Source organism: Kribbella sp. NPDC104740, assembly GCF_055583505.1.
On sequence record NZ_JBVJNV010000002.1, the window covers coordinates 734,717 to 755,850 of the forward strand.

Below are 21,134 nucleotides of genomic sequence, written 5' to 3' on the forward strand. Positions count from 1 at the left end.
GGTGTCTTCGGTTCCGCCGATCGCTCGTCTGGTGGGGCTGCTGCACGAGCTGAGTGGGCAGGAGCGGGTGGCGACGGCTGCGGTGCAGGCTGTGCCCCGGATCGTGGGGCGGGATGCGGTCAGTTTGATGGTCGTACGGCGGCGCCGGCTGACGCCGCTGGCGGCTGCTGATCCGCGGGCTACTGCTGCCGACACGCTGCAGGTTCAGTACGGCGAGGGGCCGGCGCATGATGCGCTGCTCAGTTCTGCGCCGGTGGTCTGCCAGGATCTCGCGCGCGCGACGGACTGGCCGGTGTGGGCGGCTCGCGCTGGGCAGGTGGGGTGGCGGAGTTGGGTCAGTGTTCGGCTTGCTGGTCGTGGTGGGTCGAATCTCGGTGTGTTGAGCGTTGCGGATGCGCGCGCTGGGGCGGTCGACGCTGAGTTGCTCGAGGTGCTGGAACCGTTGGCGGTGCACTTGTCCGTCGCGCTCGATGTTGCGCGGATCGCTGACACGCTGACCGCGGCGGCGACCACGCGGGGGCGGATCGGTCAGGCGATCGGGGTGCTGATGGAGCGGTACGCCGTCGACGCCGACCAGGCGTTCGCCGTCCTCAACCGGTACTCGCAGGACTCCAACCGGAAACTCCACGACGTCGCCGACGAGTTGATGCGCACCCGGCGGCTCCCACAAGCACCGACGCGGATCCGCGGCGGCTAGCTCCGCAGCGTCGCGCTGGGTGGTACGCCGTACGCCGCCTGGTACTCCGCCGCGAACCGCCCGGGATGGTAGAACCCCCACCGCGCCGCGACCCCCGACACCGACTTCCCCTCACCACCCGCGCACAGCTCCTTGTGCGCCTCCGCCAGCCGAACCGTCCGCAAGTACCCCATCGGCGTAGTCCCCAGGTGCCGGCGGAACGCCAGCTGGATCGCCCGCACCGACACATGCGCCGCGGCGGCGATGTCCGCCGGGCCGATCGCGTCGTCCGGGTGCGACTCGATGAACGCGACCGCCCGGCGTACGGTCTGCGGGTGGCTGTCGCGCCGGTCGCCGGGCTGCTCGTCGCCGGCGGTCGTCCCGAAGGCCGACAGGACGGTTGCCGCAAGCAACATCGACGCCGTCGAGTCGACCAGCGGCTGGCCGGACGCGGTCGCCACCTGGTCGCGCAGGAAGTCGATCGTGCCGCTCAGCCGCGCCGCCGCCGCGGCGTCGACCGCGCGGTGCCCGAGGATCCGGACCGGCCGGTCGCGACCGGCGACCTTCGACAGCAGCCCCGGGTCGAACATCGTGATCGTGTAGTGCGAGTTGCGGATCGTCCCGCTGTAGGGCCGGTCGTACGGCGCGAAGGACACCACGTCGCCGGGCCCGAAGTCGTCGACCCACCCGTCGGTGGTCTGGTCGGTGATCCGCCCGGTCTGCACGGTGCACAGGCACACCTTGCCGAGCGGGTCCGCGTCGTACCGCATGTCGAACCCGATCTCGAGCCGGTCCAGGCTGATCCCGCCGACCATCCCGCGCGCCACCCGCGCGTGGAACCGCGTCGAGCTGCTCCCGATCTGCATCTTCGTGTACGCCTTGACCAGGAAGTCCTCGGTCGCGTCGACCTGATCACTGTGAAACTCGGCAACCGCCATCCCGACAGCGTACGACGCCCACCCGCGCCGTCACCCGAACCGCGATTCCCCGGCCCGTCCCCGCCGGCTCCCCCGGTACGCGAGCTCGCGCACCCACCGCAACCACCCCGGCGCGGGCCGCGCATGCTCCGGATGGTTCAGGATCGGATCGAAGGTCAGCAACCCACTCGCCGGCTCCAGCAGCTCCAGCTCCCCGATCGACCTCCACTCCGTCCCCCGATCAGCCAGCGAAACACTGAACCTCCCCGGCGATCGGTTGCGCAAGGCATCCACCGACGCATGCCCGACGCGCGGTCCCTGAGGCGTCAGCATCAACCAGCGGCGGTCACCGTCGACCTCGTACGGCGCCAGCGTCCCGTACCGCGCCACCGCCCAGTCCGGCGCGGGCACCGGCAGCCAGCGCGTGAACTTCCCCGTCCCGGTACTGGAGAACAGGAAGTCCCACACCGCCCCCGTCGGCCGGATCCGGAGCGCGATTCCCAGGACATCCGCCCGACCACCCGGCGTACCAGCCCCCTTCGACAGCTGCACGTCTGCCGGAAAGACTCCGGTCGGCAGCAACGGGTTGGCCACCGCCACGACGAGCCGACCGTCGAATCCAATGCGTCGCGGGTGCACAGCAGGTGCCCGCCGCACCCGGGCCATCGCGGCGAAGACCGCCGGGATCACGACCGCAACCGATGGCTGATCGGGCCGTGCCGCAACAGCTCAGCGGCCTCGCGCCGCACCGAGCGCTCACGTAGTACGGCGCCGTCGCCGACCGCCGCGTGACTCATCCCGTCGACCAGCTCCCGCAGCACACTCACCGCGTCGGCCTTCGGCGACCACCCGAGCTCGTCCGCAGCGCGCGAGCTGTCCAACGCCGGCGCCGCGCACGCGAGATCGAGCCAGCCCGGCGCGAGCGGCTGAAGCCGCGCCTGCCAGCTCAGTGCGAGCGCGCCGCGGGCCAGCCCGGGCGGTGTGTCGACCCACCGAGCGCCCAGCACCTCGGCGATCATCGCGGCGGTGATCGGTGTCGGCGCGGCCAGGTTGAACGCGCCCTCGGCGCGCCGGTCCAGCGCGCGCACGATCCCGTCGGCGAGATCGTCGGCATGCACCATCGGGATCGTCAGCCCGGCCGGCATCGGCAGGACGGGCAGCGCAGCGATCGCCTTGGCCGGCAGCAGCACCGGTACGCCGTACCGCAGCAGCGCGCTGCCCGCCGACCGCTGCCCGACGATCCCCGGCCGCACCCGCGCCACCGGCGGGCCGTCGTACCCGTCGAGGAACCGTTCGGCCGCGGCCTTGTGCCGGCTGTACGACGACGACGGCACCCCGTCGACCGGCCACGTCTCGTCGACCGCCCGGTCGTCGCGCTTCGGCGATTAGGCCGCGACCGACGACACGTGAACAACGTGCGGAACGTCCGCCACGGCGCAGGCCTGGAGGACGCGCTGCGTCCCGCCGACCCCGACGGATTCGAGGTACCCGACCTTGTGCGACGGCTGGAACGCCCACGCCAGATGAACCACCGCGTCCGCCCCGGCGAACACCTGGGACAGCCTCTCGCGAGAGTCAGGCTTCGACAGATCGACCGAAACCCATCGCACCCCGTCGACACCGTGCTCCGGCACCCGGCGAGCGAGCCCGACCACGTCGTGCGCACCACCGCGCAGGCGCCGCAGCAGCGCGCTGCCGACATTCCCAGTCGCACCGGTGACCGCGACGTGCATCGGCTCTCCTGACCTTGCTCGCTAGTACCCCGGCAGGAACAGGCAGAACACGTGCCCGACCGGGTCCGCCATCACGCGGACTCCGTCGCGCTGCGGCTGCCAGCTCATCGCCGTCGCGCCGGCCTCGACCGCCTTCTGCTCGGCGGCTTGCAGATCATCGACCTGGAAATCGAGGTGGAGCTGCATCTGCTGCTGACCCGGCTCGCTCGGCCAGGCAGGAGCGCTGTGCTTGGTCTCGCGCTGGAACGAGATCTTGCTGCTGCCCTCGGGGCCGCGCAGCGACACCCAGTCGTCGCCGCTGTCGACGACCTCCCACCCGAGCAATCGCCGGTAGAACTCCGCCAGCGCCCGCGGATCAGGAGCGTCCAGCACCACACCACTCAACGGAACCACGAGTCCTCCTCCGATCAGCTCCTCGTCCAGCGGTGCCCACCGGAGCGCACGGGAAACTCACCCCGGGGAGACGTTCTTCTGGAGCCAGTGCGTGAGCGGGCTGAGCCGGGTGAAGGCGGTGAGGACGTGATCGGCGGCCTCGGCGGTGTGGAGCCACGGCTCGCAGCCCAGCGGGCGGCTGGTGATGAGGGATTTGTGGCGAAGGAGGTTCGCTCGGGGGTGGTCTGCTGGATATCCCCGCAGCGGGCGCTTGAGTTGGTCGCCGGTGACGGCGAACCCGTCGCCTTCCAGCGAGCGCAGGATGCTGACGAGCCGGCGGCCCGGGCCCGGGGCTGCGACGGCGCTGCGGAAGCGGTCGATCTGAGGCGCTGGGGCGTACCACCAGGAGAGCGCGACTGTCAGGCCGTCCAGGTCGAAGCGGACGCCGAGCTCGACGTTCCGGGCCATCCGGACGATGGCGTGCTGCCGTTGCCAGGCCCGGAGCAGGACCTCGCCGTAGCCCCACACCGAGAAGTCCTCGTACGCCGGATCGGCGTCGGCCACCACATTCAGCAGCCCGATCATCGGCTCGCGAACAAGTTCCTCCCGGTCGCGCCTGCAAGAGCGGCGGGTCTCGGCCGACGGCTCCCCTTCGAGCTGGAGCAGCACGTCGAACGCCGCCGCCGGCCAGCCGTGGAAGTCGCTCACCCGGTCAGGCTAGCGAGGGCCACCGACAGTAGACCTCACGATCGCCCGCGCTGCCCGGTCGTAGGGGGCGACATCGAGAGAAGTGAGGGCAGCAGGCGTGACTCAGTCGATCACCGGTGGGGCGGCCGCGACGCTCGCGGAGATGCTGGACGAGCGGCGGCATCTGCTCGAGGTCGGGATGCGGATCCTCGACTCGCCGGTGATGGCCGAGAAGGTGATCCGGGAGACCTACCGGCGCTGGTACGCCGTGGACGACGACGTCCGCGCCGCCATCGCCGCACCCCGGGACTGGCTGACCAGAGTCACCGCGGAGATCTGCCGCGAGCTGCTCCCGACCGTCGCACAGCAGCGACCGGTCACCTCGGACACCGCCATGCCGCCGGTGCAGACCGATCAGCCGAGGCGCCTCATGCTCGATCAGCACACCGCCCTCGTACGCTGTTTCGCCGCTGCCTGCGAGCGCGGTGACGCGACCCAGCTCGCGGCCCTGCTCGCCGACGACGCCGAGGTCGTGATCGACGGCGGCGGGCGGCTCCGCGCAGCGATCCGCCCGATCCGCGGCGCCCGCGAGGCCGCCGAGCACATCGCCACGCTGCTGGCCGGGCAGCTCTGCAACGTCGAGCGCGTCAACGACCGCGCCGGTCTGGTACTGCGCCGGGCAGGTCGGGCCGTCGGAGTCGTCAGCCTCAACCTCGCGGCAGCCGAGGTCACGGCGGCGAACCTCGCCGCGGCCGAGGTGACCACGGTCTGGATCGTCCTGAACCCGGACAAACTCCGCAACTGGCAGTCCCTGCACCCTGGCCCGCGTTCTACCTGACGGGATACCTTTTCTGTCATGAGGAACAAGCCTGATTTCATCAAGGACAAGCCGGCGTACTCGATCGACTCGGTCGACCACGCGCTGCGGCTCGTGCACCTGCTGCAGCAGGAGGAGCCACTGCGGGTCACCGACGCGGCCGACCACCTCGGCGTCTCGCGGTCGACCGCGCACCGGCTGCTCGCGATGCTCGTCTACCACGGCTTCGCCGAGCAGGGCGAGGACCGGCGCTACTTCCCCGGCGCGGCCCTCCAGCCTTCCCAGAACTCACACGCCCCGGTCGCGCGGCTGAGAGCCGCCGCCGCACCGCACCTGCAGAACCTCACCGACCGGATCGGCGAGTCCAGCAACCTGATGATCCTGGTCGGCGCGGAGGCCAGGTTCCTGTTCACCGTGGAGGGCGAGCAGGTCCTCCGAGTCGGCGACCGCGCCGGACGGGCGCTGCCCGCTCACCTGGTGTCCGGCGGCAAGGTGCTGCTGGCCGGCCTCACCAAGCAGGAACTGGTCGACCTGTACGCGCGTTCGGCGACTCCCGTCGACCTGACCTCCCTGCAGCGCGAGCTGACCCTCATCCGCAAGCGCGGCTTCGCGATCAACAACCAGCTCACCGAGGTCGGCGTCACCGCGATCGGCGTCGGCGTCCGAGACGAACAAGGGCAGCAGTGCGCGGCGATCTCGGTTGCACTGCCCACCGCCCGCTTCGACCGCGACCAGCTGCCGAAGTGGGTCGGTGCCCTGTCGGCCTGCGGCGCGCTGATCGAGCGCGACCTGACCGACTAGCCCTCCAGCAGGCCGGTTGTTCTTCCTAGCGGAATCCCATACCGCAATGCAGAACAGGCTCCTACATTCAGGACACCGGTCCCAGCCGCGCAGGAGGCGCCCGAGAGCGCCCCCGCCGCAACGGAGGAACAGCATGAGCACACCAGCAGCCGCAGCGAGGAAACCGCTGATCGGCGCCCAGGTCGGCCTGTTCGTCGACATGTTCGACGTCTACCTGCCGATCGTCGTCCTGGCCCCGGCCGCGGTCTACTTCGCGCCGGACGACATCTCACCGACCGCGAGCCGCATCCTGACCGCGGTGGTCTTCGCCGCCACCCTGCTCGGCCGGCCGCTCGGCGCGCTGGTCTTCGGGCGGATGAGCGACCGGCGCGGCCGCAAACGCACGACGATGACGTCGCTGGTCGGGTTCGGCCTGACCACGCTGACGATCGCGGCGCTGCCCGGCTACCAGCAGGCCGGCATGATCGCGATCGTCGCCCTGATCCTGCTCCGTTTCACCGACGGCATCTTCCTCGGCGGCCAGTACACAGCGGCCGCGCCGCTCGCGCTGGAACACACGCCACCGCGCAAACGCGGCCTGTACGGCGCGATCATCATGACCGGCTTCCCCGCGGCGTACTGCTGCATCGCGCTGATCACCCTGGTCCTGCTCGAGCTCGTGCCCGCCGGCGGCCTCGGTTCGCCGTACGTCACCTGGGGCTGGCGGATCCCGTTCGTGATCGGCGGTCTGCTCGCCCTCGGCTGGGCCGTCTGGTACCGCCGCAACGTCGAGGAGTCGCCCGCCTGGACGAAGGAGCCGGCGACCGAGAGCCCGATCCGCGACCTCTTCCGCGGCGCGAACCTGCGCGGCTTCCTGCAGATCTTCACGCTGATGTCGGGCGTCTGGCTGGCCTTCAACATGGTCGGCGCGGTGATGCCGGGCGTGCTGCGCGGCCGGCTCCCCGACACCACGGTGACCCTGATCCTCGTGCTGGCGTACGCGACCCTGGTGATCACGTACCTGCTCGCCGGATCGCTGTCGCAGCTGATCGGCCGCCGCGCGTACTTCCTGCTCCAGGGCGCCGCGACCACCGTGATCGCCCCGGTGCTGTTCTGGATGATTGCCCGAGGCAAGGTTTCCGGCACGGTCCCGATCGCCCTCACCGCGATCGCCCTGGTCGTCGTCGTGGTCTCCACGTACGCCGTCGTCACGACGTACATCATCGAGCGTTTCCACACCGGCATCCGCTCCAGCGGGTACGGCCTCGGCTACTCGCTGGCCGTGATCGTGCCCGCGTTCTACGCCTTCTACCAGGAGGGTCTGGCGACCTTCATGCCGTACGAGCTGACGCCGCTGGTGTTCCTGTTCCTCGGCGGCGTCCTGATCGCCGTCGGCGCGTACGTCGGCCCCGAGACCCGTGACGTCGACCTCGCGGCACCGGCCGCCGCCAACGACGCCGAGCTGCTGTCCGGCTCACTGGTCGGCCTCCCGTACTCCGGGCCCTCGGCAACCACCCTGCCCCTCGAAGGAGAGCACCATGCCAATCGTCACTGACGACATGCGGATGATCGTCGACGCCGCGAAGCTGTCGTTCGTCGCCACCGTCTGCCCGGACGGTACGCCGAACCTGTCGCCGAAGGGCTCGGTCCGGGTCTACGACGACGACCACCTGGTCTTCATGGACATCGCGTCGCCGAACACCCTCAGCAACCTCGAGGCCAACCCCGCGATCGAGGTCAACGCGATCGACGTCTTCCGCCGCCGCGGCTACCGCTTCAAGGGCACCGCGACGATCGTGCCGCCCGGTCACCCGGCGTACGAGTGGCTGAACGCGTGGCTGCTGGAGGTGAACGGCCCCGGCTACCCCGCCCACCAGGCCGTGCTGATCCAGGTCGAGCGCGCGCTGCCGATCCTCTCCCCCGCCTACACCTTCGGCGGCGCCGAGGAGGCCGAGCTGACCGCGGCCTGGACGAAGCGGTACGCCCAGTGATGCTCGCGGCGTACATCACCGAGCACGGTTCCCCCGACACGATCCAGGTGGGCCGGCTCCCGCGGCCGGTCCCCGGCCCGACCGACGTCCTGGTCAGGACCGAGGTCGTCGCGGTCAACCACGTCGACACCTTCGTCCGCTCCGGCGCCTACCGGACCAGTACGCCGTTCCCGTTCGTGATCGGCCGCGACCTCGTCGGCACGGTCGTCGAGTCCGGCGTCGGCGAGTTCGCGCCCGGCGACCGGGTCTGGTGCAACAGCCTCGGGTACGACGGCCGCCAGGGCTCGTTCGCCGAGTACGCCGTCGTCCCGCGCGAGCGGCTGTACCCGCTGCCCGACGGCGTGTCGGCGGTCGAGGCGGTGCCCGCGCTGCACACGGCCGGTACGGCGTACCTCGGGCTCCACCGCACCGGCGCCGTCCGCCCCGGCGAGACGATCCTCGTCGCCGGGGCGGGCGGCGGGGTCGGCAGCGCCGCGGTGCAACTCGCCGCGGCCGGCGGCGTACGGGTGGTGGCGACCTGTGCTCGCGACGACTTCGAGTGGTGCCGTTCCTGCGGCGCCGAGCAGGTCTTCGACTACCACGATCCGGAGCTGCCGTCCCAGCTCGCAGCAGCCGCGCCCGGCGGCTACGACCTGTGGTGGGACAACGCCGGCCGGCACGACCTGGACCTCGCCGTACCGCTGCTCGCTCAGGGTGGTCGCATCATCGCGCTCGCCGGGATGGCCGCGCGGCCGACGGTCCCGATGGGCGCGCTCTACACCCGCGACGCGAGCATCCGGGGTTTCGCGATCAGCAACGCGTCGGTGGCGGACCTGGCCGATGCCGCGCGGGTGATCAACCGGTCGCTGGCTGCCAAACGGCTGGTCTCGCGGATCCACGCGATCCTGCCGCTGACCGCGGCCGCCGACGCCCACCGGCAGATGGCGGCGGGCGTTCGCGGCCGGATTCTGCTGACGCCCTGACCGCCCTCGGTGTTGGACATCCCCGGCGTCCGGCGCCACGATGAGGGCGGAAGGCAACAACGTCCGAGGAGTCGAAGTGACCGGCGCGGAACTCACCGATGCGGTGACGGTGTTCGAAGCCGCACGGTCCCGCCTGTTCGGCATCGCCTACCGGCTGCTCGGCAGCATCGCCGACGCGGAGGACGTCGTCCAGGACACCTGGATCCGCTGGCAGCGCACCGATCGTACGGTCGTCAACAACCCCGAGGCGTTCCTCGTCACCACCGCGAGCCGGCTCGCGCTGACCGCCGCGACGTCGGCGCGTGCGCGCCGTGAGCTGTACGTCGGCCCGTGGCTGCCCGAGCCGATCCCCAGCGGGGAGGACACCGAGCACACGATCGAGCGCGGTGAGGCGCTGGAGCTGGCCCTGCTCCTGCTGCTCGAGCGCCTGACGCCGCCGCAGCGCGCGGTGTACGTGCTGAAGGAAGCGTTCGACTACCCGTACCGGCAGATCGCGGAGTTCCTCGACATCACCGAGGAGTACGCCCGCCAGCTGGGCCGCCGCGCCCGTGGGCACGTCGCCCGCGAGCGCGGCGTTCGCGTCGCGCCGGGTGAGCGCGACCGGCTGCTCCAGGCGTTCCTCGCCGCGGCACAGCGCGGCGACGTCGAACAGCTGCAGACGATGCTGGCGGAGAAGGCGATCGCGTACTCCGACGGTGGCGGTGTGGTGACGGCGGCGCAGAAGCCGGTCACCGGGCGCGAGCGCGTGGCGACGTACATCGTCCGGACGGTCGCGATCTACGGCCAGGGCGCGGACGTCCGGCTCGTCGAGGCGAACGGCCAGTACGTCGTACTGGTGTCGAAGGGCAGCGAACCGATCGCCGCCTGCTGGGTGGACGCCTCCGCCGACGGCATCGACCGGGTCTGCATGCTGATGAACCCGGCCAAGCTCGCCACCCTGGCCGCCGCTGTGTGAAGCCCGGCACACCGGTGTCACGGATCCGTTCCCCGCGCAGTCTGAAGGGGGAAGGAGGACGCGATGACACCCACGCAGGACGCCGAGGTGCTCGACGAGCGACGGCACCTGGTCTCGCTGGCGTTCCGGATGCTCGGCACCGTCAGCGAGGCCGAGGACGCGGTCCAGGAGACCTACATCCGCTGGTACCGGCTGAGCCAGGACGAGCGGGACGCGATCGAGAACCCCCAGGCCTGGCTGACCCGCGCGGCGAGCCGGATCTGTCTCAACGTGCTCGCCTCCGCGCGGCACCGGCGTGAGCAGTACGTCGGTCCGTGGCTTCCGGAGCCGGTCCCGGCGTACTCGTTCTCCGCGCCGACGCTGTCCTCGGACACGCCACTCGAACAGGTGACCCTCGACGAATCGGTCAGTACGGCGCTGCTGGTCGTGCTCGAGTCGATGACGCCGGCCGAACGCGTCGCGTTCGTGCTGCACGACGTCTTCGCGGTTCCGTTCGACGAGATCGCCGAGATCGTCGGGCGCTCACCGGCCGCGTGCCGTCAGCTCGCGACATCGGCGCGGCGCCGGGTGCACCGAGACCGGACCAGACACGCGTCGCGCGCCGAGCACGACGAGGTGGTCAGAGCGTTCGCCGCGGCGGCGCAGGCCGGTGACCTGGCCGGCCTGATCAGCGTGCTCGACCGGCGCGTGGTGCTGCACTCCGACGGCGGCGGTGTCGTCACCGCGGCCCGGCACCCGGTCGTCGGGACCGACAAGGTGGCCAGACTCCTTTTCGGTGCCCTGCGCAAGTATTCCGACGCGGCCGTCCAGCTGCGGCAGATGCCGGACGGACTCGGATTCGCCTTCTGGAACAAGGACCGCGTCGTCGGAGTGGTCACCGTGGACGTCGCCGCCGGCCTGGTGACCGGCGTCCGGATGATGATGAACCCGGGCAAACTCACGCTCTGGAACCGGACCTCACAAACCGCCCCGGCACCCGGTCTTGCCTGTTGACGGCGCGGCTGAGCGCGCCGCGATCGGAGAGGCAGACCGTGACGACGACCCACACCGCGAGCATCGCGGACAGCGACCTGGACTACCGGCGGATCGGGATCAGCCGGGACGAGATCGCCGCCTGGGAGGACGGCGCCCGCACCGACGGCCGGAGCGGGACGTACGAGTGGTGGTACTTCGACGCCCACCTCGACAACGGTGCGAAGCTGGTCGTCATCTTCATGACCAAGGACCTGTCGGCGCCGAACAAGCCACTGACCCCGATGATCCGGCTGAACCTCGACCTGCCCGACGGCCGCAGCCGCAGCTTCATCCGGACCTTCGCGGCCGAGTCCTACTCGGCCGCGACCGAGCACGCCGACGTACGGATCGCCGGCAACCGCTTCACCGGTGACCTGACCCGCTACGAGATCGACGCGGAGATCGACGACGTCAAGGTCCAGGTCACGCTGGACGCGCAGATCCGGCCGTGGCGGCCGCACACCGGCTACATCGTGTTCGGTGCGGAACGCAACGAGGAGCTGTCCTGGTTGCCGGCGGTCCCGCAGGGCGCTGTCCGGTGCACCTACGAGGTGGACGGCGTCCGCACCGAGACCAGCGGCGTCGGCTACCACGACCACAACTGGGGCAACATCGGGATGACGTCGATCATCAACGACTGGTACTGGGCCCGCGGGCAGGCCGGCCCGTACTCCGTGATCGCGTCGTACATCACCGCGCACAAGAAGTACGGCTTCGACCCGGTCCCGATCTTCATGCTGGCCCGCGACGGCGAGATCATCGCCGACGACGCGAAGTTCGTCACCTTCGAGGCGTCCGACGTCTACACCGACGCCACCACCGGCAAGCCGGTCGCGAACGTCACGCGGTACAGCTACGACGACGGCGACGACCGGTACGTCGTCATCTGCACGCGCCGGCGCGACCTGGTCGCGAACACCTTCGTCGAGCAGATGGAGGGCTGGCGCAAACTCGCGGCCAAGCTGGTCGGCTTCGACGGCGCGTACCTGCGCTTCACCGGTGACATCACCGTCGAGCGCTGGTCCGGCACGGAGCTCGTCGAGTCGTTCAGCGACGAGGCGATCTGGGAGCTGATGTACTTCGGCCACGCGCGCACCGACGGGTAGTCAGCGCCCGTACAACCAGTCGATGTGGCGGTAGTCGTCGGTCGCGCGGTCGAGGAGCAGGGCGTTGCGGGTGGCGCGGAGCAGACCGTCGCCGTGCCACAGCTCGCCCCACTGCCGGGCGGTCCGCTGCACCCGCGCGGTGCGGACCGCCCGGATCTCGGCGTACTCGCGCAGGGCCGCGTCCCAGTCGTTGCCGCTGGCATGCTTCTGGAGCTGCTCGGTCAGGCAGGCCGCGTCCTCGATCGCCTGGCAGGCGCCTTGCGCGAGGTACTGGAGCATCGGGTGGGCGGCGTCGCCGGTCAGCGCGAGGCGGCCGGTGACCCAGTTGGTGATCGGCTCGCGGTCGTACATCCGCCACCAGCGGTCGCGCCAGAGGTTCGGCAGGGCGGCGCGGACGGGGTCGCAGGTGGCGGCGAAGGCGGTGTCGAGCTCGTCGGGGGTTCCCCAGTCGTCCTCGCCGTTGAGTGCTTTGGGCGACTGGAAGACTGCGACCTGGTTGAGCATCTCGCCGCCGCGCAGCGGGTACTGGACGAGGTGGCAGCCCGGGCCGACGTACACGGTGACGTCGTCGAGGGCGAGCGTCTCGGTGTCGGTGAGCTCGGTGAGTGGGACGGCGCCGCGGTAGGCGACGTACGCCGAACTGACGGGCTCGTCGGCGCTGAGCTTGCGGCGCAGCCGGGAGTTGAGGCCGTCGGCCGCTACGACGATTCGTCCGGTGTCGCGGCGGTGCTCGCCGATCGCGGTGGCTGTCTTCTCGTCGACGTCAACGACCGGTGCGTCGGTGACGAGGTCGACGCCGGCGGCACGACAGGCTCGGACGAGGATCGCGTGCAGGTCGCTGCGGTGGATGACGACGTACGGCGCGCCGTAGCGGGCCGCGGCGTCGAGGAGGTCGAGCTGCGTCAGTTGGCGGGCGTCGAGGGCGTCGCGGAGGATCAGGCGTTGCGGGAGGGCGCCGTGGGCGATCACTTCGTCGAGAAGGTCCCAGTCGCGGAGTACGCGGGTGGCGTTGGGGGCGAGCTGGAGGCCGGCGCCGACCTCGCCGAACTGGGGGCGCGTTCGAGGACGCGGACGGAGTAGTTCGCGCGAGCGAGCGCGAGGGCTGTTCCGAGGCCGCCGATCCCACCGCCGACCACGACCACGTCCGGGTGCTGCTGCAGTTGGGTCATCGTGGGCTCCTTACAGCCAGCTCGGCAGGGTGGGGAGGTCGTCCGCGTGGTGACGCCCGGCGAGCCAGGCGGCCGTTGCCGGGAGGTCGAGGTGGGCCGGGACGGCGGCGAGCGCCCGCCAGGTGGTGATGTCGTCGACCAGCGCGGTGAGGAACTCCTCGGGCAGGTCGGCAAAGGTGGTTCCCGCGTCGAGGTCAACGGCATGGACACAGGTCTCGCGGGCGCGCATCCAGAGGGTTTCGGACGCGGGGACAACGCGGCCCTGCGCGGTGACAACCTGTGCCTCCCACGCAGCCTTGGGAAGCGCATCAACCGCCACTTCCAACTCAGCCGCCGTCGACGCAACCCACTGCCGCAAGTCGGACCGCGCCGCACCGGTCTCAATCGCCTCGGCACGTGCAGCGGCCGACGCGTACATGGGCGTCGGCACGCCCGTCCGCGCCCAGGTCAGCAGCCGCCCGATCGCCTCCGCGTTGGAGGCCACGTGAGCGAGCAGCTGACGCCGAGTCCACCCCGGCAACGCACAGGGCAGGTCGAGGTCTGCGTCGGTCAACGCTTTGAGATCACCCAACAGCAGCTCTGTACCGGTGGTCATCCAGCTCTTCATGAGACGGCCGTGTTCCGCTGAGCGCCCAGACCCTCGATCTCGGTCTCCAGCACCGAGCCGTCCTTCAAGTAGCGCCCCTGCGCGTGCCCGACTCCCCCAGGCGTCCCCGTCGCGATCACATCCCCCGGCCGCAGCGTCAGGATCGTCGACACGTACGCCACCAGCGCCACCGGGTCGAACACCAGGTCAGCGGTGTTCGCCGACTGCACCAACTCCCCGTCGACGGTGCATCGCAGGTCCAGCGCAGGACGAGCACCGCCGGGCAACTCGTCCGGCGTGACCAGGTACGGCCCGATCGGCGTACTGGCCTCGAACGTCTTTCCCTGCAACCACTCCACGGTCCGGTACTGCCAGTCCCGCATCGTGACATCGTTCAGCACCGCGAACCCCGCGATCGCCGCCTCGGCCTCCGCCAGACTCCCCCGCCGCAGCGGCGCACCGACCACGACCGCCAGCTCCGCCTCCCAGTCCACCGCCTCCGACGCCGGATCGAGCACGATCTCGTCAGCCGGCCCGACCAGCGCCTCCGCGAACTTCGCGAACAGCGTCGGGTGCTCCGGCAGCTCCCGACCCATCTCCAGGATGTGCGTCCGGTAGTTCAGCCCGACGCAGAAGATCTTCCCCGGCCGTGGCACCACCGGCGCGAGATCGGTCAGCTCATGACGCGGGCCATCGGCAACCATCGCCCGCTCCCGCCAGCCGGGATCGGCCAGCAGCGCACCGACATCGGGAGCGTCGATCTCGACCGCGATCCCGCCGTCGACGCGCGCCGCGCGCGTCCCGGCCGGCGTACGCACAGTGGTCAGCTTCACGAGGACACCTCGACCCGATCCGCGTGCAAACGCTCGAAGATCGGGCTGTCGGCGAACCGGAACAGATCGAGCCCGGTCTCGGCCGTGATCGTCAGCGGCTGCCACGACGGCACCGCGACCAGGTCACCGCGCCCGACCCGCCAGTTCCGCTCGCCGACCTCGACCGTCCCGCTGCCCTCGAACACCTGCCACACCGCTGACCCGACCTCGCGACGGGTCGCCGTACGGGCGCCGGCTCGCAGGCGGTGCATCTCGGCGCGGATCGTCGGCATCACGTCGCCACCAGTGGTCGGGTTGGTGAACCGGACCGCCGCGTGCCCGGGCTCGACCACCCCGGGATGCCCGTCGGCTTCGAGCTCGAGCTGCTCGCGCAGCGCGGCGTCGGTGTGCTCCCACCGGTACGCCGCGATCGGCGAGCTGCTCTGCGGACCGGCGTACGAGAGCGGACGGAGGCCGGGGTGCGCCCACAGCCGCTCGGCGCGCGACCGCTCCGGGGTCGAGCGGTCGTCGACCGCGTCCGGGCCGAACTCGAAGAACGTCGAGCCGGTGTAGTGCGCGAACGGGATGTCGAGCCCGTCGATCCACGCCATCGGGGCGTCGGACTGGTTGTGGTGGCCGTGGAAGTGCCAGCCCGGGGTGAGCAGGAAGTCGCCGCGGCGCATCGCGACCGGGTCGCCGTCCACCACGGTCCAGACGCCGTCACCCTCGACGACGAAACGGAACGCGTGCTGGGTGTGCCGGTGCACCGGCGCGTCCTCGCGCGGGTTCAGGTACTGGATGGCGGCCCACAACGTCGGCGTCACGTACGGCGCACCGCCGAGCCCGGGGTTGGCCAGCGCGATCGCGCGCCGCTCTCCGCCGCGGCCGACCGGGACCAGCTCGCCGGACCGCTGGGCCAGGTCGAGCAGCCTGGCCCAGCGCCACAGGTGCGCCTGCGCCTGCGGTCGCGGACTGGTCGGCATCAGGTCGCCGATCTCGGTCCACAACGGAACCAGCAGCTCCTTCTCGAAGCCGCGGTAGAGATCGTGGAGCTCGGGGCTGGGTTCCGGTTGGTCTGTCATACCGATGACAGTAGGACCGTTCTGTTGTGCGGTCCCGAGAGTTCTGTACTGAAGAACGCGAGCGTCAGGCCGAACGCAGCACGGCCAGTGCGCGGCTCCACTCGGCGACCTCGTCGAGCACGCCGGTGAGCTGGTCCGCGCGGTGCTCGGCCGGCTGGAAGTCGGCGTAGTCCTGGAAGTCGGTCAGCGTGGACAGCGCCAGGTGGTTGCGCACGTCCGCGAGCTTCAGCGCACCGGCGACCAGGCGCAGGGTCTCGGCCGCCCGCGTGCCGCCGTCCAGGCCGTACGAGACGATGCCGAGCGCCTTGTCGTGCCACTCGGCGTACAGGAAGTCGAGCGCGTTCTTGAGCGAGGCGGGCAGCGAATGGTTGTACTCGGGCGTGACGATCACGAAGCCGTCGTACCCGCTGATCAGCTCGGCCCAGGCCTGCGTGTGCGGGCGGGTGTACTGACCCGATGCCGCAGGCAACGGCTCGTCGAGCTGCGGCAGCGCCTGCTCGCGCAGGTCGATCAGCTCGTAGCCGGCGTCGCCGCGCTTGCTCGCGAGCTGGTGCACCCACTCGCCGACCTGTCCGCCGACACGGCCCGGGCGGGTGCTTCCGATGATGATCGCGATCCTGATCACAGCAGTCTCCTGTCGATGGGTTGTCCACTGAAGACTGCGCGGGGACGACCGTTCGTGACTGCTGTGCGCCGACTCACACCAGCTCGGCGACGCCCGTCAGCTTCTCCGGGTTCGAGACCAGCATCAGCCGCTCGATACCGATCGCGGTCGCGTCGATGGCCGCGAGCAGCACCGGTACGCCGTGCTGCGAAATCAGCAGCGCGGGCCGGCCGTTGACCTCGACCACCGCGTCGGTGGTCCCGGGGCTGAACTTCTCGACGATCCCCGAGATGAACCGGGCGATGTCGGTCCGGCCGTGGATCGGCACCCGGGCCGCCGTGACGATCCCGCCACCGTCGGAGTACGAGACGGCACTCGCGGCCAGCATCTTCTCCAGCTGCGCCAGGTCACCGGTCCGGGCGGCGGCCAGGAACGCGTCGAGCAGCCGGCGGTGCTCGGCCGCGTCGACCGGCAGGTGCCGCTGCTTCTCCAGGTGCGCCCGGGCGCGCTTGTTCAGCTGCCGCGCGTTCGGCTCCGACGTCTCCAGCACCTCGGCGATCAGGCGGAACGGGTAGTCGAACGCCTCCCGCAGGATGTACGCCGCCCGCTCGCGCGGTCCGAGCCGCTCGAGCAGCATCAGGACGGCCAGGTCGACCGCCTCGGAGCGCTCGGCGCCGAGCAGCGGGTCGGCCGCCGTACTGAGTGGTTCGGGAAGCCACGGGCCGACGTACACCTCACGCCGGGCGCGTGCCGAGGTCGCGGCGGTGATCGCCAGCCGGATCGTCGTCTTGGCCAGGAAACCCGGCGCGTTGCGGATGCTGTCCGGATCGGTGCGGTTGAACCGCAGCCAGGCGTCCTGCACGACGTCCTCGGCGTCCGCGACGCTGCCCAGCATCCGGTAGGCGATACCGAACAGGCGTGGCCGGACCTGGTCGAACCTGACGTCTACCTCGCTCATGCTGCCTCTCGCGGTCTGGTCGCTGTCCTGTCGTACCTAGACCACGCAGCCGTCCCCGTTCGTGACAGCTGCGAAGGATCTCACACTGCGTCACGAACGGCCCCCGCTCGGCAGTCCTTTCTGTGTCCGAACCATCTGCCCAGAGCGAGGGTTTTCATGACCGCTGTCCAAGGTCCCGCAGCGACCAAGCTGCTGTGGGTCGTCACCACCGCGTTCCTGCTCGTCGTCGGCCTGGCCGAGCTGATGCCGGCCACCGTCTACTACGCGCTGTCCACCGTCATCCAGCTGGTGTTCGTCGCGGTGCACGCGATCCCCCGCTACGGCCGACGGGGCATCGTCACCTTCTTCGTGGCGTCGATCGTGATCAGCAACCTGCTCGAGAACCTCAGCATCAAGACCGGCTTCCCGTTCGGCTGGTACCACTACACCGACGGCCTCGGCCCGAAACTGTTCCTGGTCCCGATCATCATCGGCCCGGTCTACGCCGCGACCGGCTACCTGGCCTGGACGATCGGCACGATCCTGCTCGGCGACGTACGACGCGGTTCCAGCTGGCTCACCACGATCGGTACTCCGGTCGTCGCCTCGTTCGCGATGGTCCTCTGGGACCTCGCCATCGACCCCACCCAGTCCACCATCAACGAGAACTGGATCTGGCACCACAGCGGCGGCTACTTCGGCGTACCGCTGGTGAACTTCCTCGGCTGGTCCCTGTGCGTCTACCTGTTCTTCCAGGTCTTCGCCTTCTACCTCCGCCGCCGCAGCCCGCAGACCCTGTCGGCCCCTTCGCCGAGCAAGGGGTACCTGGTCGCCGCGGTCCTCGGGTACGGCGTACTGGCCTGGCGTTTCGTCAACGTCTACCTCGTCGCCGAGCACAAAACCGTCACCGACCAACTCGGCCAGACCTGGCGCACCGCCGACATTTACGAGACGTCGGTGATCACGATGATCTACGGCATGGGCTTCCTGACGATCCTCGCGCTGCTCCGCGTCGCGCAGCAACGCTCACACCGGGCCGCAGAGGTGCACAGGTAAGAACAGGCGCCGGCTCGACGCTCATCACTGGCGTTGCTTGCGACACTGTTCACCGTGCTCGCTGCACGCAATCCCGAAGGGGAGGTCCGATGACCACCGAGAACCTGATCGACAACCTCGACCAAGGCCGCTTCGAGCTGCACCGCGACGGCGTCCTGGTCGGCTGGCTCTACTACACGCACCTGCACCCGAACCGGTACGCCCTGCAGCACACCGAGGTCGACCCGAGCCACCAGCACCAGGGCGTCGCGGGCGCGATGGTGCGGCGGGTGCTCGACGAGGTGCGCGGGCGGGAGGGCACGATCACGGCGATCTGCCCGTTCGTGGCCGACTTCCTCACCCGGACGACCGAGTACGCCGACCTGGTCGACCCGCAGCATCCTGGTTACCCGGATCGGGCCACCGCCGAAGCCGCCCGGCGAAGCTAGGACCGGCGGCGCTCGGCCACCTTGTGCTGGTGCGGGCGCAGGACGGTGATCCCGCGCGCCTGCAGGGCCGCGACGGTGTAGCCGCTCGCGTGCCATCCGCGCACCGGCCCGCCGGTCAGTTGCTCGAGCTCGCTGTGGGTCTGCGGCAGCCAGCGCGGCCGCCCGTACGGTACGTCGAAGCGGACGCGCTGGATCTGCCCTTCGATCTGCACCCACTCGTACGCGTCACAGGCCGCTCCACCGAGCACGTACTCGGCCACCACGGCCGCGACCTCGCCGATGGAGTTGGTGATCGACTGCGAGCGGTTGTCGCTCAGCTCGCCGATCACCACCACCGGCGTCGCGCCGGTCGGCCGGAAGATCCGGACGTGGAACCTGCTCTCGTTGGCCATCCCCGGCATCCGCCACTGGAGAACGACCTCGGTGTCCAGCGTCGGCCCGTCCGCCTGGCCGGCGCCGGACGCGATGGTGAGCTTCGCGACCTGCTGGGACAACTCGTCGAGCAGGACGGCCGCCTCGCCGAGCAGAGCTGCGCCGGCCTCAGCCGCCCCTCGCCCGGGGTGGTCGCCGGGCCCGGGGCCGACCAGCACCCCGCCCTCGAGGTTCGCGAGCACCGGCTCGGTCGCGTACGCAACAACGCGGGCCAGCGACGCGCTCACCCGCGAGGCCTCCTGCAGCGCTGCCGCCGCGTCCGCCGGCCAGCCGCTGTCGATCCCACCCGACGAGAACGCGCTCACACTCGTCAGCTGATCCAGCCGCGCCGCCGCATGCCTCAGCTCCTCCCCGGCATCCGGCAGGCCGTCACGCGCCACCGGCGCACCCCCGACCCGGGCCGAAGCATCCGCCCGTACGACGTACGCCAGCTCCTCACCAACCAGCTCCCGCAACCGCAGCCCCAACCCCGGCCGCTCATGCCCCGGGTCCTGCACCACCAACTCAGCAGCGACCGCTCCCGCACTCCCCTGATCCAGGCTGTCCACCCTGCACCGGAAGGCGTCGAACACCTCCCGCAGGTAGTCGCTCACGCGCCGAGCTCCGACCCACGGATCCGGTACACCTGCATCGTCAGGCCGTAGTACTTGTCGGTCTCCCCCACCCACTCCATCCCCAGCCGCCGCGCGGTCGCACACGCGCGCAGGTTCTGCGGCCGCGCGACGGCGAAGATCTCGTCGATCGACCCGTTCTCGAACGCCCACCGCATCAACGCCCGGCTCGCCTCGGTCGCATACCCGTGCCCCCACGCCGCCGGCTTGAGATGCCAGCCGATCTCGAAGTCCTCCTCGTACGGCGGCAGCAGGCTCAGCACCAGCCCGCCGACGACCTCACCGCTCGCCCGATCCACCACCGCCCACCGCCCGGCCGGCGTGACGAGGCGCTTGCCCTCCTCGATCCACGCCCGCAGCACCAGCCGCATCGTCGCCTTGTTCGGCACCTGACCCATCGCGGGCGCCAGCCAGCGCGCCACCTCGAGCGCGCCGAAGATCGCCAGCGCGTCCTCCGCGTCGGCCTCGGTCCACTCCCGGATCTCCAGCCGCTCGCTGCCGGTGATCACCGCCATCTGCACGTTCCACCCTTCCAAGAGGTCGATCTAGTCCAGATTCTCATCTTGAATCCTGCGCTACAGTATCGCCCTTGATGGACGATATAGTCCATTACGGACAGTGCGAGACGAAAGAGGACAGCAATGGCCGAGCAGGCTCCCCGGCCCGACGGGACGGGTTTCCACCTCACCGGCGGAGAGCTGACGACAGCCGGTGCCGCGGAGCAGACGCCGGCCCTCGACCAGCCGGTCGACTTCAGCGTGACCGCCGCGCCGTTCGGCGGCGCCGAGCCCCACGTCGTACTGGCGAGCTGGAGCACGGCTGTCGACCTGGACGGCGTACGGGCGGACGACGGGCGCATCGTGCTGCCGCTACGGACGCAGCCGCTGATGCTCAACTCACTCCCCCGAACCGTGCGCGTGCGACTGCGGACGGCGGCCGGGCTGCACGACACCGAAGGCATCTGGCAGGCCACGCTGCACTTCCGGAACGCCGCCGGAGCAGCCCTCACCTGGCGGGCCGGCCTCCCGGCAGAAGCCTTCGGGGACGGCTGGGAAGCACCACTCGCCGACCTCCTGACCTTCCAGAACGCGCCCGCCCCCGAAGGCGTTCACGGCGTGACCGTCGTCCACCACGCCGACGCCGAGTACTACGAGCTCCACGTCGACGGGCAGCGCGCCGGGATCCTCGTCTACCACGCGATCGGCGAGCGTCTGTCGATCACCCACACGGTCATCGACCCGGCCTACCGCGGGCAGGGACTCTCCTGGGTGCTGGTCCGGCACGCGCTCGACGACCTGCGCGAGCGGCCCGTCACCGTGTCGAACTTCTGCGCGGTCGTGGACCGGTTCGTCGAGAAGAACCCCGGGTACGGCGAGCTGTTCGCCGTACGGCGGCCGGTCTGATCGC

Annotated in this window: 27 protein-coding genes; 12 read left to right on the forward strand and 15 right to left on the reverse strand. The window is 70.6% G+C overall.

Going from position 1 to position 21,134, the window contains the following annotated elements; genetic code table 11:
- Position 1 precedes the first annotated feature (1 nt).
- A complete protein-coding gene (locus ACZ6Z4_RS12990; protein ID WP_465562232.1) occupies positions 2 to 697 on the forward strand; it encodes a GAF and ANTAR domain-containing protein in 696 nt (231 codons plus the stop codon).
- Here the strand turns inward: ACZ6Z4_RS12990 and ACZ6Z4_RS12995 are convergent.
- The 6 genes from ACZ6Z4_RS12995 to ACZ6Z4_RS13020 are packed head-to-tail and all read right to left on the reverse strand — an operon-like array spanning position 694 to position 4,406.
- Positions 694 to 1,614 carry a helix-turn-helix transcriptional regulator gene (locus ACZ6Z4_RS12995; RefSeq protein WP_465562236.1) on the reverse strand — a complete coding sequence of 307 codons (921 nt, stop codon included), beginning with the start codon at positions 1,612 to 1,614 and terminating at the stop codon, positions 694 to 696. The two genes, ACZ6Z4_RS12990 and ACZ6Z4_RS12995, sit on opposite strands and share 4 nt — an antisense overlap.
- A gap of 30 nt (positions 1,615 to 1,644) precedes the next feature.
- Positions 1,645 to 2,283 carry a hypothetical protein gene (locus ACZ6Z4_RS13000; RefSeq protein WP_465562239.1) on the reverse strand — a complete coding sequence of 213 codons (639 nt, stop codon included), beginning with the start codon at positions 2,281 to 2,283 and terminating at the stop codon, positions 1,645 to 1,647.
- Entirely contained in the window at positions 2,280 to 2,927 is a 648-nt protein-coding gene (locus ACZ6Z4_RS13005; RefSeq protein WP_465562241.1) for a Rossmann-fold NAD(P)-binding domain-containing protein, read from the reverse strand. The genes ACZ6Z4_RS13000 and ACZ6Z4_RS13005 overlap by 4 nt, the downstream gene beginning before the upstream one ends.
- A gap of 51 nt (positions 2,928 to 2,978) precedes the next feature.
- On the reverse strand, positions 2,979 to 3,326 hold the full coding sequence (locus ACZ6Z4_RS13010; protein ID WP_465562244.1) for an NAD-dependent epimerase/dehydratase family protein: 348 nt from the start codon (positions 3,324 to 3,326) through the stop codon (positions 2,979 to 2,981).
- A 21-nt stretch (positions 3,327 to 3,347) separates the two neighbouring features.
- Positions 3,348 to 3,719, reverse strand: a complete 372-nt coding sequence (locus ACZ6Z4_RS13015) for a VOC family protein (RefSeq protein ID WP_465562246.1) — start codon at positions 3,717 to 3,719, stop codon at positions 3,348 to 3,350.
- Positions 3,720 to 3,776: 57 nt separating this feature from the next.
- Complete coding sequence (locus ACZ6Z4_RS13020; protein WP_465562248.1) at positions 3,777 to 4,406, reverse strand: DUF2461 family protein; 630 nt, start codon at positions 4,404 to 4,406, stop codon at positions 3,777 to 3,779.
- A gap of 97 nt (positions 4,407 to 4,503) precedes the next feature.
- Here ACZ6Z4_RS13020 and ACZ6Z4_RS13025 point away from each other — a divergent pair, with 97 nt between their 5' ends.
- From ACZ6Z4_RS13025 to ACZ6Z4_RS13060, 8 genes are all read left to right on the forward strand, one after another.
- Positions 4,504 to 5,223, forward strand: a complete 720-nt coding sequence (locus ACZ6Z4_RS13025) for a sigma-70 family RNA polymerase sigma factor family protein (RefSeq protein ID WP_465562250.1) — start codon at positions 4,504 to 4,506, stop codon at positions 5,221 to 5,223.
- Positions 5,224 to 5,241: 18 nt separating this feature from the next.
- Positions 5,242 to 6,003 (forward strand): IclR family transcriptional regulator, encoded by a 762-nt coding sequence (locus tag ACZ6Z4_RS13030; RefSeq protein WP_465562252.1) that lies wholly within the window; start codon positions 5,242 to 5,244, stop codon positions 6,001 to 6,003.
- Positions 6,004 to 6,136: 133 nt separating this feature from the next.
- Positions 6,137 to 7,537: an MFS transporter gene (locus tag ACZ6Z4_RS13035; RefSeq protein WP_465562254.1), complete on the forward strand. Its 1,401-nt coding sequence runs from the start codon at positions 6,137 to 6,139 to the stop codon at positions 7,535 to 7,537.
- On the forward strand, positions 7,521 to 7,973 hold the full coding sequence (locus ACZ6Z4_RS13040) for a pyridoxamine 5'-phosphate oxidase family protein (RefSeq protein ID WP_465562256.1): 453 nt from the start codon (positions 7,521 to 7,523) through the stop codon (positions 7,971 to 7,973). Before ACZ6Z4_RS13035 ends, ACZ6Z4_RS13040 begins: the two co-directional genes overlap by 17 nt.
- Complete coding sequence (locus ACZ6Z4_RS13045) at positions 7,973 to 8,935, forward strand: NADPH:quinone reductase (RefSeq protein ID WP_465562258.1); 963 nt, start codon at positions 7,973 to 7,975, stop codon at positions 8,933 to 8,935. The genes ACZ6Z4_RS13040 and ACZ6Z4_RS13045 overlap by 1 nt, the downstream gene beginning before the upstream one ends.
- Positions 8,936 to 9,011: 76 nt before the next feature.
- Positions 9,012 to 9,890, forward strand: a complete 879-nt coding sequence (locus ACZ6Z4_RS13050; RefSeq protein ID WP_465562260.1) for a sigma-70 family RNA polymerase sigma factor — start codon at positions 9,012 to 9,014, stop codon at positions 9,888 to 9,890.
- A gap of 63 nt (positions 9,891 to 9,953) precedes the next feature.
- Positions 9,954 to 10,883: an RNA polymerase sigma factor SigJ gene (gene sigJ / locus ACZ6Z4_RS13055; protein ID WP_465562262.1), complete on the forward strand. Its 930-nt coding sequence runs from the start codon at positions 9,954 to 9,956 to the stop codon at positions 10,881 to 10,883.
- 38 nt (positions 10,884 to 10,921) lie between these two features.
- A complete protein-coding gene (locus ACZ6Z4_RS13060) occupies positions 10,922 to 12,010 on the forward strand; it encodes a hypothetical protein (protein WP_465562264.1) in 1,089 nt (362 codons plus the stop codon).
- Here the strand turns inward: ACZ6Z4_RS13060 and ACZ6Z4_RS13065 are convergent, their stop codons facing one another.
- The 7 genes from ACZ6Z4_RS13065 to ACZ6Z4_RS13095 form a co-directional block, all read right to left on the reverse strand.
- Positions 12,011 to 12,979, reverse strand: coding sequence for an FAD-dependent monooxygenase (locus ACZ6Z4_RS13065; protein ID WP_465562266.1), 969 nt, complete (start codon positions 12,977 to 12,979; stop codon positions 12,011 to 12,013). It abuts the gene before it with no gap.
- Positions 12,976 to 13,179, reverse strand: coding sequence for an FAD-dependent oxidoreductase (locus ACZ6Z4_RS13070; RefSeq protein ID WP_465562268.1), 204 nt, complete (start codon positions 13,177 to 13,179; stop codon positions 12,976 to 12,978). The genes ACZ6Z4_RS13065 and ACZ6Z4_RS13070 overlap by 4 nt, the downstream gene beginning before the upstream one ends.
- A 10-nt stretch (positions 13,180 to 13,189) precedes the next feature.
- Complete coding sequence (locus tag ACZ6Z4_RS13075; RefSeq protein ID WP_465562270.1) at positions 13,190 to 13,786, reverse strand: maleylpyruvate isomerase N-terminal domain-containing protein; 597 nt, start codon at positions 13,784 to 13,786, stop codon at positions 13,190 to 13,192.
- Positions 13,783 to 14,598, reverse strand: coding sequence for a fumarylacetoacetate hydrolase family protein (locus ACZ6Z4_RS13080; RefSeq protein ID WP_465562272.1), 816 nt, complete (start codon positions 14,596 to 14,598; stop codon positions 13,783 to 13,785). Before ACZ6Z4_RS13080 ends, ACZ6Z4_RS13075 begins: the two co-directional genes overlap by 4 nt.
- Positions 14,595 to 15,659 (reverse strand): cupin domain-containing protein, encoded by a 1,065-nt coding sequence (locus ACZ6Z4_RS13085; RefSeq protein WP_465562274.1) that lies wholly within the window; start codon positions 15,657 to 15,659, stop codon positions 14,595 to 14,597. Before ACZ6Z4_RS13085 ends, ACZ6Z4_RS13080 begins: the two co-directional genes overlap by 4 nt.
- A gap of 64 nt (positions 15,660 to 15,723) precedes the next feature.
- Positions 15,724 to 16,284, reverse strand: coding sequence for an NADPH-dependent FMN reductase (locus ACZ6Z4_RS13090; protein ID WP_465562276.1), 561 nt, complete (start codon positions 16,282 to 16,284; stop codon positions 15,724 to 15,726).
- Between the two features lie 73 nt (positions 16,285 to 16,357).
- Complete coding sequence (locus ACZ6Z4_RS13095; protein ID WP_465562278.1) at positions 16,358 to 17,221, reverse strand: RNA polymerase sigma-70 factor; 864 nt, start codon at positions 17,219 to 17,221, stop codon at positions 16,358 to 16,360.
- A 156-nt stretch (positions 17,222 to 17,377) separates the two neighbouring features.
- Between ACZ6Z4_RS13095 and ACZ6Z4_RS13100 the strand changes: the two genes are divergently transcribed.
- Positions 17,378 to 18,256, forward strand: a complete 879-nt coding sequence (locus ACZ6Z4_RS13100; RefSeq protein ID WP_465562280.1) for a carotenoid biosynthesis protein — start codon at positions 17,378 to 17,380, stop codon at positions 18,254 to 18,256.
- An 89-nt stretch (positions 18,257 to 18,345) separates the two neighbouring features.
- Positions 18,346 to 18,684 (forward strand): GNAT family N-acetyltransferase, encoded by a 339-nt coding sequence (locus tag ACZ6Z4_RS13105; RefSeq protein WP_465562283.1) that lies wholly within the window; start codon positions 18,346 to 18,348, stop codon positions 18,682 to 18,684.
- Here ACZ6Z4_RS13105 and ACZ6Z4_RS13110 read toward each other — a convergent pair.
- Both ACZ6Z4_RS13110 and ACZ6Z4_RS13115 read right to left on the reverse strand, forming a co-directional pair.
- Entirely contained in the window at positions 18,681 to 19,709 is a 1,029-nt protein-coding gene (locus tag ACZ6Z4_RS13110) for a hypothetical protein (RefSeq protein WP_465562285.1), read from the reverse strand. The two genes, ACZ6Z4_RS13105 and ACZ6Z4_RS13110, sit on opposite strands and share 4 nt — an antisense overlap.
- Positions 19,706 to 20,242 carry a GNAT family N-acetyltransferase gene (locus tag ACZ6Z4_RS13115; protein WP_465562287.1) on the reverse strand — a complete coding sequence of 179 codons (537 nt, stop codon included), beginning with the start codon at positions 20,240 to 20,242 and terminating at the stop codon, positions 19,706 to 19,708. Before ACZ6Z4_RS13115 ends, ACZ6Z4_RS13110 begins: the two co-directional genes overlap by 4 nt.
- Before the next feature lie 126 nt (positions 20,243 to 20,368).
- On the opposite strand from ACZ6Z4_RS13115, the gene ACZ6Z4_RS13120 reads away from it, so the two are divergent.
- The gene (locus ACZ6Z4_RS13120) at positions 20,369 to 21,130 is read left to right on the forward strand and encodes a GNAT family N-acetyltransferase (RefSeq protein ID WP_465562289.1); all 762 of its coding nucleotides are present in this window, start codon (positions 20,369 to 20,371) and stop codon (positions 21,128 to 21,130) included.
- The last annotated feature ends 4 nt before the right edge of the window (positions 21,131 to 21,134 follow it).

Coding starts and splice junctions, on each gene's coding strand:
- ACZ6Z4_RS13085 (WP_465562274.1), bottom strand. CDS start 15,659: ATGACAGACCAACCGGAACCCAGCCCCGAGCTCCACGATCTCTACCGC.
- ACZ6Z4_RS13100 (WP_465562280.1), top strand. CDS start 17,378: ATGACCGCTGTCCAAGGTCCCGCAGCGACCAAGCTGCTGTGGGTCGTC.
- ACZ6Z4_RS13045 (WP_465562258.1), top strand. CDS start 7,973: ATGCTCGCGGCGTACATCACCGAGCACGGTTCCCCCGACACGATCCAG.
- ACZ6Z4_RS13095 (WP_465562278.1), bottom strand. CDS start 17,221: ATGAGCGAGGTAGACGTCAGGTTCGACCAGGTCCGGCCACGCCTGTTC.
- ACZ6Z4_RS13030 (WP_465562252.1), top strand. CDS start 5,242: ATGAGGAACAAGCCTGATTTCATCAAGGACAAGCCGGCGTACTCGATC.
- ACZ6Z4_RS13010 (WP_465562244.1), bottom strand. CDS start 3,326: ATGCACGTCGCGGTCACCGGTGCGACTGGGAATGTCGGCAGCGCGCTG.
- ACZ6Z4_RS12995 (WP_465562236.1), bottom strand. CDS start 1,614: ATGGCGGTTGCCGAGTTTCACAGTGATCAGGTCGACGCGACCGAGGAC.
- ACZ6Z4_RS13120 (WP_465562289.1), top strand. CDS start 20,369: ATGGCCGAGCAGGCTCCCCGGCCCGACGGGACGGGTTTCCACCTCACC.
- ACZ6Z4_RS13075 (WP_465562270.1), bottom strand. CDS start 13,786: ATGAAGAGCTGGATGACCACCGGTACAGAGCTGCTGTTGGGTGATCTC.
- ACZ6Z4_RS13040 (WP_465562256.1), top strand. CDS start 7,521: ATGCCAATCGTCACTGACGACATGCGGATGATCGTCGACGCCGCGAAG.
- ACZ6Z4_RS13035 (WP_465562254.1), top strand. CDS start 6,137: ATGAGCACACCAGCAGCCGCAGCGAGGAAACCGCTGATCGGCGCCCAG.
- ACZ6Z4_RS13115 (WP_465562287.1), bottom strand. CDS start 20,242: ATGGCGGTGATCACCGGCAGCGAGCGGCTGGAGATCCGGGAGTGGACC.
- ACZ6Z4_RS13105 (WP_465562283.1), top strand. CDS start 18,346: ATGACCACCGAGAACCTGATCGACAACCTCGACCAAGGCCGCTTCGAG.
- ACZ6Z4_RS13070 (WP_465562268.1), bottom strand. CDS start 13,179: ATGACCCAACTGCAGCAGCACCCGGACGTGGTCGTGGTCGGCGGTGGG.
- sigJ (WP_465562262.1), top strand. CDS start 9,954: ATGACACCCACGCAGGACGCCGAGGTGCTCGACGAGCGACGGCACCTG.